Genomic DNA, 12960 nt, shown 5'->3' with positions numbered 1-12960 from the left:
CTAAACGAATAAACTAGTTATATTGATTCCTATGACAACACATTCAACCGCTGCCTTATCGCTTGCCGCCCTTGGCCATGACACCCGCCTCGCGATCTTTCGCCTGTTGGTTCGTGCCGGTCAGGATGGCCTGAATGTTGGGGAAATCGGTCATCATCTGGATATGGCCCCCTCAACACTCGCCCATCACCTGCGCGCATTAGTCGATGCCGGACTGGTCCTACAGGAACGGCACGGTCGGCAGATCGTGAACAGTGTGGATTACGACGCCATGCGACAGGTTGTGTCCTTCCTGACCGCAGAATGCTGCGTTGGCGTGACTCTGACACAGGAGGATGCAGCGTGACGAGGCGCTGTTTTCTCACATCAAATATAACTATATATCTAAGGATATCGAAATGAGTGACATCCCGCATCCCCAACGTACATCCCTGTCGGATATCATCCGCACAATCTGGGCAAAGGAAAAGGTCTGGCTGTTCGCCGCCGTTCTTCTAGCCGCCCTGCTCATCTTCGAGCCGGCCCAAGGGGTCAGCAGCGCCCAATTCACAGCAATCAACCTACGCGATGTTGCGCCATTCCTGCTGCTATCCATCGGGATTGCGGCCTATGCAGGGGCGACGGGGGCGGATGGGTTGATTGCGCGGGCCTTTACCGGATCGCCTGCGGTGATGATCGTAATCGCGGCGATTGCTGGCGGGCTCTCGCCCTTTTGCTCGTGCGGAGTCATTCCGTTGATTGCGGCATTGCTGGCCATGGGCGTTCCGCTATCGGCGGTGATGGCGTTCTGGCTGGCCTCTCCGGTCATGGACCCGTCAATGTTTGTACTAACCACTGGCGTTTTGGGGGTAGAGTTCGCGATAGCCAAGACGGTGGCAGCGGTCAGTCTGGGTGTCCTCGGCGGGGTTGTGGTGCACACCATGTCACGCGCCGGTGCGCTGTCCGACCCGCTGCGCGATGGCGTCGGCAATGGCGGCTGTGGTGGTGCATCTGCCCGCTCGCCCAAGCCTGTTGTCTGGGCATTCTGGCACGATGAAACACGGGTTCAGAAGTTCCTGCGTGAGGCGCTCAAAACCACGCTGTTCCTGGCCAAATGGCTAACCGTAGCATTTCTGTTGGAAAGCCTGATGCTGGCATGGTTGCCCGCCGATCTGGTCGCACGCTCGTTAGGCGGTACAGGTATTGCCCCCATCGGAATTGCGACTGTGGTCGGGGTGCCCGCCTATCTGAACGGCTATGCCGCACTGCCACTGGTTGGTGGACTGATTGGACAGGGAATGGCACCGGGCGCGGGCCTCGCCTTCCTTGTGGCTGGGGGCGTGACATCCCTGCCCGCCGCGATTGCTGTTTGGGCCTTGGTGAAACGGCCAGTGTTTTTCCTGTATATCGGAATCGCACTGGCCGGGTCATTCACCGCCGGGGTCGTCTTTCAACTGTGGACGACCTTGTGATCACACAGCGACAGCACGTTGCACGGCCGGACGCGCAAGCATCCGGTCGAAATATGCGTTCAGGTTTGCACCGCGATCAATCTCCAGACCGGGCATCCAGCTCAGCAGATAGAACGCTGCTGCATCCGCCGCGGTAAAGGTATCGCCCAGCAGGTATTCGTTATCGCCCAAGCGTCCGTCCAGCTCCGCCAAACCCTTGACCAAGGCGGCACGCCCTGCGGTCTGAACCTCGGCCTGACCCTCGGGTGTTTCGGCAAACAGGCTGGGGCGGATCACCAGCGTCGCGCCGCGCATGTGCAGGCTGGCGACGATATAGTCGAGTAATTCCAGAACCCGCGCCTGACCGGAAACATCCTCGGGCATCAGCTTTGCGTCGGGATATGTGCGGCTCAGCCAGAAAGCGATGGTCTGAAATTCGGTCAGCACACCCTCATCATCACGCACGATCGTAGGCACCTTACCCAGCGGGTTGATCGCCAGATATTCGGGGCGGCGCTGCTCACCCTCCCGGACATTTACGATGTTCAGATCGTACTCAATGCCCAGCTCCTCCAGTATGATGTGGATGCCTAGCGAGCAGGAACGGGGAGAGTGGAAAAACTTCATTGGAAACTCCAAGGGGCAAATTACATGCCCATACTCATCGCAATGCGCGCGCCGTTTGCCCAGATGTTTTCGCGCAACTTCACGTTTGCGCGATTTCAGCGTCCCAAATTACAGCATCAACCCCGACGAAGCGGCGCATCCGGTCCAGTTCCGCCCGCAATTTCTGATGCTTGCTATCAGGCCAGCGCACGCCCTGCTCGGGCCAGAAATTCAGAACGGTCAGCGTAGATTTCTTACGATCCGCCTTCACCTCGATCCGACCGACAAAGCGTTGCCCCTCCAGAATGGGAAACACATAGTAGCCCCAGATACGTTTGGCGGCAGGCACGAACATCTCAACCCGATACTCGAACCCGAACAGGCGGCTTAGCCGGTTGCGATCCCGAATGACCGGATCAAACGGGTTGAGGATACGCAGGCGTGAGGTGACGGGCTGCATCTCTGCCAAGCGATCCTCGATATTTTCAGAGGCAAGGGCGCTGACCCAATCGCCCTGCGCGGTCTGCACCTGCACGGGGCGCAGCGTGGCATGCATGCGATCCAGCCAGCCCTGCACATCCTCACGACTGACGGCATCCCAGTATCGCTTTACATCCCCGGCACTGCCAAAACCCATTCGGTGCAACGCCCCATTGCACAGCCAATCGACCTGCTGCTGATCAGTTGGCGCATCCAGCGGTGCTGTTGGGAAAATCCGGTCGGCCAGATCATAATACTTCTTGAAGTTTTGCCGGTGGCTGGTTGCCAGCTCGCCCGTGTACCACATGTAATCCAGCGCCAGCTTATGCGGCGGACGCGACCACATCTGTTTAGGCCCCGCAATTTTTGTATCGAAGGCGTGTGTGGACAGCGCGCCCTCACGCCGGATGCGATCCTTTATCACCTGACGCGCTGCCGCATCGGGTAAGCCGCGAAACCAGCCAGCGCGGTCCAGCATATCCTTTTTACGCTGAAACTGCCGCTGCCACATTGGCAAGTAGTCCATGGGAATGACGGATGCATCATGAGTGAAGTGCTCGAAAACAGCTCGATCCGTCGCCAACACGCGATCCAGCATCGGCTCGCGGTAATTCTGGTTACGGCTCCACAGGATATGGTGATGCGCGCGGGCGACAATCTGAATGGAATCCAGTTGCACAAACCCCAAATCACGAATGGTGCCCAGTACATCAACCGGTCCGGTTGGCGATGCCGCCAATCCCTGCGCGTTCAACCATAGCTGGCGTGCTTGCTTGTTATGAATACGAAGAGCCTGCATGCGTCCCTACCCAGTTGCGAACACATAGTGAACGGCATCTATCCCGCCAAGTCTAGCCGCGTCATGCTGTTTTGACTTCAAAACCAACATCCCCCCCAATGCAGGTAGTAGCCGCATCACGCAGGGTCCGTAGGGTTGGGCGCATCTGTATCAGGTGCGCGAGGCGATTATGTCCATTGCTCGAATTCTTATCGTGGCCTGCGCAACTGCGCCCACGGCCCTGTTCGCACAGGACATCACATATTCGCTGGGCACCGAGGTTTTCGGAACATTTGACGGCAGCGATACCAACCAGAAATCGGAATTTCAGCCCCGTTTGAGCTTTGGCCTGAACGCCGAGCATCGGTTTGCGAACGGTCTTGAGGCATCATTGCATGTGCAGGCACTGGCTCGCATCGGCGGGGGGGGCGGCGACCTGTACGTGCCAGAGGCGACGCTGGACTACACGACCGGCGGCTATGACCTGATGGTTGGGACGGATATTGAAAGCTGGGGCGTGACCGAGGCGGCGGAGCTAACGGACATCCTGAACCAAGTTGATCTGGACCGAAATCTGGCAGGCGACACCCGATTGGGCCAACCGACGCTGCGGGTCTCGCATCTGTCCGACTGGGGCTGGGTTGCGGCATATTACCTGCCCTACACGCCAGAGCGTCCCTATGCCGGCGTGTTTGGCCTCGACGCACTGCCTGTGACCTATGAAACCTCGCAGGAGGAATGGGAGCCCGGATTTGCCCTACGCTATGCGCACAATATGGGGGATTACGACTTTGGCGGCTTCGTGTTTCACGGGCTGGACCGTAGCCCTTCGGTGATCGCGGGCGCAGGCGGGCCGGAACTGCTTTACCCTATTACCACCCAAATCGGGGCCTACGGACAAATCTCGCTCGGCTCTACGTTCCTGCGGGCTGAGGTGCTGCATAACTCGGATCGTGTCGGGTTTGATGGCACCATACGGGCAGAGCTGGGCTATACTGTCGAGGTGGAGCACGAGATTTACGGCCTGCTGGACGGGCAAACCGATCTGGCGCTGCTGGCCGCCTATACCGGTAATTCACGCGATGACAGCGTGCAGTTATTGCAGGACGATTTCAGCCTTGGCGCGAAACTGACATGGAACACCATCGCCTCGCCCGAACTGACGTTACTGGCCACGATGGATGCCGGCAACGGGACGAGCTTTGTGACATTGGGGTATGAACGACGCATAAACGACGCCATGACGGTGGAGCTGGAAGCAGTGACATTCTTTAACGTCGATGACACCGACACGCTAAGCCCGCTGGACGATGCGGGATATATACGCGCCGCGATGACCTATCGGTTCTGACCGTCAGGCCACTGGCGCCATAAAGGGTTGGGTCTGGCAATAACGCAGAGCGTGCAATAGATGCGCCCCCCCATCCGGACCCATTTGGTGGACCCTAACCGCTGATTTGCGGATCGCACCCATCGGACTGCACAGGGCCATGAACATCGCGTCGGGCAGTTCCAGATGGGCAAAGGACCAGCGGCGTTGATCACAATCCCCACCGGGCAGCGCGTCAAACCGGATGCAGCCGGTGCGATTCACTGAAAATCCGATTTGATCCAGATGGGTGCGAAACCCCTCGCCCGTTGCCTTGATATACGCCTCCTTCAGCGTCCAGCTTAGAAAGAAATGCCGTGCCTGCTCATGGGGCTGCGCACCGCACAGGGTTGCGCGCTCATAGGCAGTAAAAAAGCGGTCGGCCACCATGTCGCGATTGCACCGACGCACAGTGGTTTCCAGATCAAGCCCCACAATCGCATCACGACACAGCGCCAGCCCGATATGCCCGTCGCAATGCGACAGGCTGAGATGCAGCGGCGCCCGCCCGTCGGCAGTGGCCAGCTCAACCTTGCCGTTATCGCCACGAACAAACTGCAAATCCTGCGCGGCCTGATCGACATATTGCCCGATGATCCGGCGCATCAACACGCGACCCGCGCTAAAGCGTTGGCGTTGCAGGGCGTTGCCCATTCCGGCCAGTCGCGTCCTCTCCTCACCCGACAGCAGGGACAGGCTGTCGGGGCATGGCACGCAAGCATCCAGCGAGGATAGCCAGACATGAACACCGCCCCCGCTCAGGGGCTGCGCTGTAAATCGTGTCCAGTCATCCATGATGCACTCTCCTGCCTAAGATGCGTCAGCCCAGTCGGGTCGGACTGAACTGCGACGGGTCCAAACCAACGCCGAACGCGATCTGGTCAAAGCGCATCGTCGTTTCGCGCCCATTGGTCAGGTTGGCCATTGCCGCAGTATGCGCCCGCCAGAATTGCCCCTGATACAGGGTGTAATCGGTGAAGGTCAGCGTCTTGAAGTGCACACCGGCGCGGTTCGTGAACTCCGCCTTGAGCGGGCGCAAATGCTCCGTATCCAGCCAGACATTCACCGCGCTATAGCCCGTATGATCGTATACAGGCACCTGCCGGATTACATGGCAGGGCTGATCGGCAAAGGCTTCCTCACGCGCATATTCATAGGTGTATTTCCCGACCTTAAAGCTGGTCAAATCCTCATAGGTGAATTCACTGCCCAGAAACGCGCCGGACTTGTTGCGCGATGAAATCCGCCGGACCTGACCGCTGGAGGGCAGGTATAGCCACTGGTCATCAGGCTGCACGGCAAAGGAATGCGATAGGAACTTGGTGCCATCCAGATCGCGGGGCAGATCGAATTCGGTCAGGGACATATCGCCGTCGCCATCTGTCTCTAACGCGCTGATACTCATCTGGCGCACGCTTTCGCCGCGTCCCGGAACCATCAGGGTCATCGTGGCGACCGACACGCTGTCACGCCAGCCACGGTCACGGTCATAGCGTTGCTGGGACAGGTCCAGCCCCCGTTCCTGCGCGCACGCCATTGTTGGCAGCATTGCGGTCAGGGTTGTTCCGCCCATCAGGCCCAGCATGGTCCGTCTGTTATAGGTCATCGTTCAGGTCCTTTCCGTTGCAGGTCACGGGTCGGCGCGGATGCCCCGACCCTGTCAGTGTCATTCAGCGGCGTGAGGAACGGCGGGTGCACGTGGCGCGGGTCGGGTATCCGCCCCGAACAACGCGCGGCGCAGAACTGCGGGCAGCAGCAGCAGATCACATGCCAGTGCCAGCGCCATGACCAGCGCGGTCAAAATCCCCAACCCCTCGTTCAAGCGGAAGCTAGAGAACGCCAGTAACGAAAACCCAGCCACCAGAATGATCGTGGTGTTGATGACCGGCCGCCCCGTATCGCGCAGCGTGCGGATCAGCGTGCCGCGAAAATCGCCGGGTCGCATATGTTCGCGGAACCGCGTCATCAGGAACACGGTATCGTCCACCACGATGCCAAAGGTCATGACCGTCACAATCGACACCGCCAACCCGACCTGCCCGTCCATCATGCCCCAGATGCCAAAGGCCAGCAGAGCGGGCAACGTGTTGGGGATCAGCGAAATCAAGCCCAGCTTCACACTGCGCAGCGCAATCATCAGCAGTACCGACACGGCGGCAAAAGCCAGAAGTGTGCTCCACAACAGAGCGCGCGCATTGCTTTGCCCGATATGCGCAAACATCGACATCGGGCCGGTGGGCCGACCATAGGCGACGGTGCTGGCATTCGTGTCGATCCAGCCCTGAATGGCATCCTCCAGTATCAGCAGGTCCGAGCTGTCCAGATTATCCAACACAATCGTCACCTTGGCCGCATCACGGTCAAAGCTCAGCATGCTTTCCGTGCTTTGACCAAAGGGCAGCGACAGCTCGTGCAGCAGGTTCAGTTCCACCGCTTGTGTCCGCGTATCGGGCAGCGCATATGCGGCTGCATCATCAGCGTTCAGCGCCATATTCAGCCGCTTTAGCGTATCGGCATAGGTCGTGACGTGCCGCACATTGGGCTGTGTTTCCAGCCAAGCTCCGAACTCGTCCAACTCCGCCAGAAAACCCGGATCAAAGACCGAACCGGAGATCGCGTCAGCGCGGATATAGGCGTGGTGCACACCGGTCAGATCGGCATTGATCGCCATCGCATCGGTCCGAATGATATGACCCGCGCTGAAATACTCGATGAAATTGTCGTTGATCCGGTTCAACGGCAACGCCGCCAGCGCACATAGCGACAGCGCCCCGAAACCAACGGCCAGCGCGGTGGTACGCCCCGCCACAAACCGGCCCAGCCCGATCATCTGGCGATCAACCCGCCGCATATGCCGCGCCGATCCTAGAGAGAAGAATGACAGGAACGCAGGCAGGAATGTCAGCGACAGAACCAGCAGCGCGATCAGGCCGAATGTCAGGATCATGCCCAAATCGCGCAATGGGGGCACTTCGCTCCACATAATCGCCAAGAACCCGATACCAGTGGAGGCCGCGACCAAGCATAGGGGCACCGTATTGCGCACCATCGACGACGCAACGGCCGCGCGACGGTCGGTGAATTGGCGCCCCGCCTTTTGCACACCGAACACGATATGCATGGCCTGCGCCACCGATAGCGTCATCAGCACGGTTGGCGCAGCGACGGAAATTGCCGTCAGCTTCACCCCCAGATAGGCCGCTCCACCCAGCGCAATCATCCAACTGCACGTCATCAGCAACAGCACGCCGAACGTCGCAGCGACCGAACGGGTCAGCACCCCCGCCAGGATCAGAACCAGCAGGTACATTCCGGCATATAGAACCTCCAGATCGCCCTGCGCGGCAACGTCAAACCCGTGATCGATCACGATGGATCCGGTCATATGCGTGGTAAAGTCATCGCCCGCGATTTCCGCCAATAGCCGGGTTAGCGCGGCCATGAACTCCGCCTTGCCCAGTTCGGTCACGCCCGCATCGCTGATCAGGATGTTAATCCCAGCCATCGCCGCATTGTCCGAGGCAAGCAAGCCATTCACCGACACCTCGGCCAGTGACATCTGGCGAAACTGGGCCGCCTGCTGTGCGGTCATCGCGTTTTCCAGTGTCACCATATCCGTGACGGCGATCGTATCCTGACCCGCATTGATGAATTGGTGATTGGCGAGGGATTCCACCCGCTCCACATGGGGCAATGACCACAACGCGTTGGTCAGACCCGCCAGCCGTGTCAGGCCGTCCGGCGTAAAGATGTTCCCGTCATTCGCACGCACAGCAACGAACACATTGTTAGTGCGCACAAAGGTGTCCTGAACCTGCTCAAACGCCAACAGGTTTTCGTCATCCGCAGGGAAGAAGTCGCGGTAATCGTTGGAAAAGGCTAGTTTGCCCATCCCCGACCCGATCAGCACCGTGACCAGCACGGTCGCGATCAGGACGACGATCCGATAGGATAGCAGCCGGTCATAAAAACGTGCGAGGCGCGATGTCATGGCAATACTCCTTGAAAGGGTCGGGTTTGGGAACGCTTCAGGCCGTGCGACCGGCGATATAGGTCGTGTAGAATGCTGCCGCGTGCACAACGCCAATCGCCAACGATGCGAACGAGGAATACAGGTCGAACGCGCTGACCTGCGTGGACATGAACGGCACCGCAAACACCACCGATCCGCGCAGCAGATAGATGGCTGTAATGCCCAGTAGCGCCCACATCGTTAACGGCAGGACCAACCGCCCTGCGCCGGCCAAGTTATATGCAGCAAAAACGAAGAACACCGCCGTCACCGCCGACGTGACCAAGGCGGGAATCCACGATCCCGCACCATCCTGTGTGGCCATCCATTCCCCCGCTCCGAAATAGCGGTAGGCCCGTTCACCGATCAGAATGATGATGATGTGCAGCACAGCGATACCGACATTGATCGCCGCGCAAATCGTCCAGAGGGTCGAGGTCATTTGAGTTTCCTTCACCAGAACCAAGCTTTGTCATGTTGTGCGATCAGCGCGGCCATGCCGGGGGCCGTCTTAACCCCCGACAGCAGCCGCGCCGTGGGGGCAAAGCGGTCTAGATCGCCCTGCAACACCCAGATTTGTGCGCCCTTGGCCAACAGGCCGCCAATGGCGTCGGGAAAATGTCCGACGGTTGTGATCTGCAACGGCCCGACCTGCAGGTCCTGCCGCCCCTGCCCGTCCAGCGCGCAGGCCACGGCGGGTCCGCACAGCAACAGGTTGTGGTTGGCCCCCATGGATTTCATGCATTCCGACAACCAAACGATGTTGCCGTATTGCTCCTCCAACGCGCCGCGAAAGCCATGTTCGACAATCGCCAGGGACGAGGGACGCACCCGCGCCGCACGCTTTTTCCTATGCGGGGCTGTGACCGTTTCAGATGACATGATCTGCCCCCGTCAGCGCACGAACATGCCAAGACCGTCCATCTGGTCCAGGCAGCTCTCGAACGCATCGGCGACATGCGCCAGATCGTCCATGCTATGTGCGTCGGAAATCAGGAAGCCATGCAGCTCTGGCATATACACGCCACGGCTGCGCATCAGATAGGCCAGCGCCAGCGTCGCCTTGAAATTGGCGCCTTGCAGGGCCTCACGGAAATGCTTGGGCATTTTATGGGTGAACGAGACTGAGAACATGGAATATCCCGCCTTGAGGTTCATGTTCAGCCCCCGCACCGCCGCCGCCGCCGTTAGCCGGTCGCGCAGATAGGCCGTCTTGTCCGTCAGCCCCTGATAGATCGCCGGATTCGCCTTTAGATGGCGCAGAACGGCCAGACCGGCGGCGCAGCTTTGGTAATTGCCGCTCATCGTGCCGCCCAGAAACGCGCGCTCCTCGTAATCGCGGAACGGATCGCCGGTGGTGCGGCCCAGCTCCAGAATGTGCGACTTGCCCACGATGGCACCGGCGGGCAAGCCGCCGCCCATAATCTTGCCCAAGCAGGTCACGTCAGGCACCACACCGGCAAGGGTCTGCACCCCGCCATAGGCCACGCGGAAACCGGTTACGACCTCATCAAAGACCAGCGGGATGTCTAGCTCGGTGCACAATTCGCGCAGTTGTTTCAGGTAGTTGACCTCGATCTTACCCGATCCGGCCTGCATCGGTTCCAACAGCACACAGGCGATATCGGCGGCGTTTTCGCGGATCACCTCCAACGAGCGGGGGTGGTTGAACTGCACAACTCTGGTGTTATCCACCACGTCCTGCGGCGTACCCTGACAACCCGCGACGGGTTCTGGATCAGCGGTTTCGCCCTTAACGCGGAACCATGAGGACACCATCGCCTGATCCGAAAAGCCGTGATAATGCCCCTCACACTTCACAACATAGCGGGCGCGGGGGCGATAGGTGCGACATAGGCGCAGCGCGTGGATCACCGATTCCGTGCCGGAATTGGACATGACTGCAAGATCGGAACCGGGAAACGCCTCAACCAGCGTTTCGGCAAGATCAACCTCCAGCGCATGGCCCAGCGCGTTGATATTGGTGGTTTCCGCCGTCTTTTGCTGCGCCTCAACGGCGACGCGGTTGCCATAGCCCAGAATGTTGGGGCCATACCCGCAGGACAGATCGATCAGCGAATTGCCATCCACATCGATGATCCGCGCACCCGCGCCATGCTCGACAAAGACCGGATAGTTGGATGGAAAGAAGTACCGGTCCAGATGGGTTGATGCCACCAGCGATCCCTTGGCCCGCTGCCGCAGGGCCAGCGCATTGGGGCAGTTCTGACTGTACCATGCATCCAGATAATCGCGAATTTCATCACTGACAAAGGGCGAGTATTGATCCGAGAAGTTCCGCGCATTTTCCCAGATATCGATGGTCGGGTCCATCTGCGTGGCAAAGCCCTCACACGACATCATCGCCAGCTCCGCCTTGGTGAAGTTCGGCGTATAGGTCGCGCCATAGGCATTGATCACCTGTGTGACGTCATTAAAAAACGCCATCGTGTTCCAGTTGTCAGCCTGCTCCTGAAAGTGATGTTGCAAAACTGCGGCCATGTCGGTGCAATATCCCGCATCATCCAGCAGTTGCACATCTGACAAAACGAAGCATTTGGTAAAACGGCGCACGGCCAATTCCCATTGATGGTTCGTTGCCGCGTAATAAAACGACGACAGGCCCCACTTTTCATCTTCGCTCAGATAGGCAACGATACCAAAATCGATGAAGGTAATCTTACCATCCTGCGAGAAGATCATGTTGCCCGGATGCGGATCGCCATGCACCACGCCGTCAAAATACAGCATCGTGTAGATCGCGTTTTGCAGGCGGGCGGCCATCTGCTTGGGCGAGACGTCGATCTTGGCATAATCCAGTGCGCGCACGCCCTCGACGAACTCCATGACCAGAACGTCCTCGCGGCACAAATCGGGATAGGGCGCGGGCGTGCCGATATATTCGTGGTTCAGGAAGTTACGGCGCAGGGCCTGCAAATTCCGCAACTCGATGCGAAAATCCAACTGGTCCGACAGCAAGCGCCGGATTTCGGCCATGCGGGCGCGGGCGTGCATCTTGCGCATCTTGGGCACCAGACGGTCCATCATATTGGTCACGAAGGTAACGAACCGCAGCGACCGCATCATCTGTGTTTTCACCCGACGGCGGCGAACCTTTACGGCCACAACCTCACCGGTTTTCAGGCGCGCACGGTGAACCTGCGCGATGGAGGCCGAGGCAACTGGCATCTCCTCAATACTGGCAAACACATCCTCCAACCGCTGGCCATAGGCGGCCTCCAGCGTGGCGCGGGTGGCGGCGAACCCATCAGCAGGCACATCATCCTGCAAGGATTGCAACGCACGGACCGCACCGATTGGCATCAGGTCCGACCGTGTGGACAGGATTTGACCCAGTTTGATGTAAAACGGCCCGCCCGCCATCGCCAGTTTGGTCAGGAAGCTGCCCATACGCGCGCCTTCCTCGCGCACCGGACCTGCCTTTACGGCGCGGGTGGCGTAGTAGCCCATGACCATCATGCGCAGCGGCTGTATCATCCTTGTCATCGTGGCTCTCCTGACGGGGTTACTTGGTTCCCAGCACCAGCGCCTGATCGGCCTGATGCAGATAAGTATCGAATGAGAAGGGCAGCTTGATTTCCGGCCCTTCGATCTGTTCAGAGGCGCCGCGTTCCTCCATGCAATAACTGCAAACATACCAACGCAATGTGTCAGGATGTGCGGCCAGCAGACCCGCCGCCATTTGCGGCATGGTGTGTGCGCAAACATGTGACGGACTGTCCGGATGGATCGGGTCGCCATCACGCCGCATCAGGCTGCTGGTGATCGAGGTCGCATTGCCGCAGGTCCACACCGTCACATCGCAGCCCTGCGCCAAGGCGGCAGGCAGCAGACGGAAAAATGTGGTGGTCCAATCGCTGCTATAGGGGCTGCCCATCAGGCCCAAAAACAGGCTTTCAGCGGGTTTGATCAGCGTCATTGCGATCCCTTCCTCAATGCCAGACCGGCTTGGCATCGCCAGCCAGCAGATGTTCGGTAAACAGGTCGATCCCTGCGACGGTCACGTCGGGATGCGCTGTGGCATCAACCCCGCGCTGGATCATCGCAAAAGCATCGGCATAGACTGCAATCCGCGGATGCGCCGCGCATGCCGCCAGCGCCTGCTGATCGGTGAGCTGCAACAGTTGCGTTGCGTCCTGAAACAGCCACAGCGTCACATGCGCCCCGACATCCGCGGCCGCGTCCAGCGCCAGCTCCACCCCACGCAGGCGGGCGCAGTCCAGCGGCGTTCGGGTCTCAACGATCAGCAGGTGTGTCATGACCA

Annotated in this window: 13 protein-coding genes; 3 read left to right on the top strand and 10 right to left on the bottom strand. The window is 59.3% G+C overall.

The window, feature by feature from the left end:
- Nucleotides 1-31: 31 nt before the first annotated feature.
- Both CR254_RS14255 and CR254_RS14250 read left to right on the top strand, forming a co-directional pair.
- Entirely contained in the window at nucleotides 32-346 is a 315-nt protein-coding gene (locus CR254_RS14255; protein ID WP_097931127.1) for an ArsR/SmtB family transcription factor, read from the top strand.
- Between the two features lie 52 nt (nucleotides 347-398).
- The gene (locus CR254_RS14250) at nucleotides 399-1451 is read left to right on the top strand and encodes a permease (RefSeq protein ID WP_097931341.1); all 1053 of its coding nucleotides are present in this window, start codon (nucleotides 399-401) and stop codon (nucleotides 1449-1451) included.
- Here the strand turns inward: CR254_RS14250 and CR254_RS14245 are convergent, their stop codons facing one another.
- Both CR254_RS14245 and CR254_RS14240 read right to left on the bottom strand, forming a co-directional pair.
- A complete protein-coding gene (locus tag CR254_RS14245; RefSeq protein ID WP_097931125.1) occupies nucleotides 1452-2057 on the bottom strand; it encodes a glutathione S-transferase family protein in 606 nt (201 codons plus the stop codon).
- A 79-nt stretch (nucleotides 2058-2136) separates the two neighbouring features.
- Nucleotides 2137-3315, bottom strand: coding sequence for a winged helix-turn-helix domain-containing protein (locus CR254_RS14240; RefSeq protein ID WP_097931123.1), 1179 nt, complete (start codon nucleotides 3313-3315; stop codon nucleotides 2137-2139).
- 169 nt (nucleotides 3316-3484) lie between these two features.
- On the opposite strand from CR254_RS14240, the gene CR254_RS14235 reads away from it, so the two are divergent.
- The gene (locus tag CR254_RS14235) at nucleotides 3485-4645 is read left to right on the top strand and encodes a hypothetical protein (RefSeq protein WP_145996752.1); all 1161 of its coding nucleotides are present in this window, start codon (nucleotides 3485-3487) and stop codon (nucleotides 4643-4645) included.
- Between the two features lie 3 nt (nucleotides 4646-4648).
- On the opposite strand, the gene CR254_RS14230 is transcribed toward CR254_RS14235, so the two are convergent.
- Genes CR254_RS14230 through CR254_RS14195 form a run of 8 tightly spaced genes read right to left on the bottom strand, consistent with a single transcriptional unit; the run spans nucleotide 4649 to nucleotide 12955 of the window.
- Nucleotides 4649-5458 carry a 4'-phosphopantetheinyl transferase family protein gene (locus tag CR254_RS14230; protein ID WP_097931119.1) on the bottom strand — a complete coding sequence of 270 codons (810 nt, stop codon included), beginning with the start codon at nucleotides 5456-5458 and terminating at the stop codon, nucleotides 4649-4651.
- A gap of 25 nt (nucleotides 5459-5483) precedes the next feature.
- A complete protein-coding gene (locus CR254_RS14225) occupies nucleotides 5484-6269 on the bottom strand; it encodes an outer membrane lipoprotein-sorting protein (protein WP_097931117.1) in 786 nt (261 codons plus the stop codon).
- A gap of 60 nt (nucleotides 6270-6329) precedes the next feature.
- Nucleotides 6330-8654: an efflux RND transporter permease subunit gene (locus CR254_RS14220; protein WP_097931115.1), complete on the bottom strand. Its 2325-nt coding sequence runs from the start codon at nucleotides 8652-8654 to the stop codon at nucleotides 6330-6332.
- 37 nt (nucleotides 8655-8691) lie between these two features.
- Nucleotides 8692-9117, bottom strand: a complete 426-nt coding sequence (locus tag CR254_RS14215) for a hypothetical protein (RefSeq protein WP_097931113.1) — start codon at nucleotides 9115-9117, stop codon at nucleotides 8692-8694.
- An 11-nt stretch (nucleotides 9118-9128) separates the two neighbouring features.
- Complete coding sequence (locus CR254_RS14210) at nucleotides 9129-9557, bottom strand: hypothetical protein (RefSeq protein ID WP_097931112.1); 429 nt, start codon at nucleotides 9555-9557, stop codon at nucleotides 9129-9131.
- A 12-nt stretch (nucleotides 9558-9569) separates the two neighbouring features.
- Complete coding sequence (locus tag CR254_RS14205) at nucleotides 9570-12182, bottom strand: lipopolysaccharide core heptose(II) kinase RfaY (RefSeq protein WP_180956023.1); 2613 nt, start codon at nucleotides 12180-12182, stop codon at nucleotides 9570-9572.
- A 19-nt stretch (nucleotides 12183-12201) separates the two neighbouring features.
- On the bottom strand, nucleotides 12202-12615 hold the full coding sequence (locus tag CR254_RS14200) for a DsrE family protein (RefSeq protein ID WP_180956022.1): 414 nt from the start codon (nucleotides 12613-12615) through the stop codon (nucleotides 12202-12204).
- A 13-nt stretch (nucleotides 12616-12628) separates the two neighbouring features.
- A complete protein-coding gene (locus CR254_RS14195) occupies nucleotides 12629-12955 on the bottom strand; it encodes a hypothetical protein (protein ID WP_145996751.1) in 327 nt (108 codons plus the stop codon).
- Nucleotides 12956-12960: the final 5 nt, after the last annotated feature.

It is taken from the genome of Pontivivens marinum (assembly GCF_900231835.1).
GTDB classification, from domain to species: domain Bacteria; phylum Pseudomonadota; class Alphaproteobacteria; order Rhodobacterales; family Rhodobacteraceae; genus Pontivivens; species Pontivivens marinum.
This window is presented reverse-complemented; position numbering and strand designations above follow the sequence as displayed.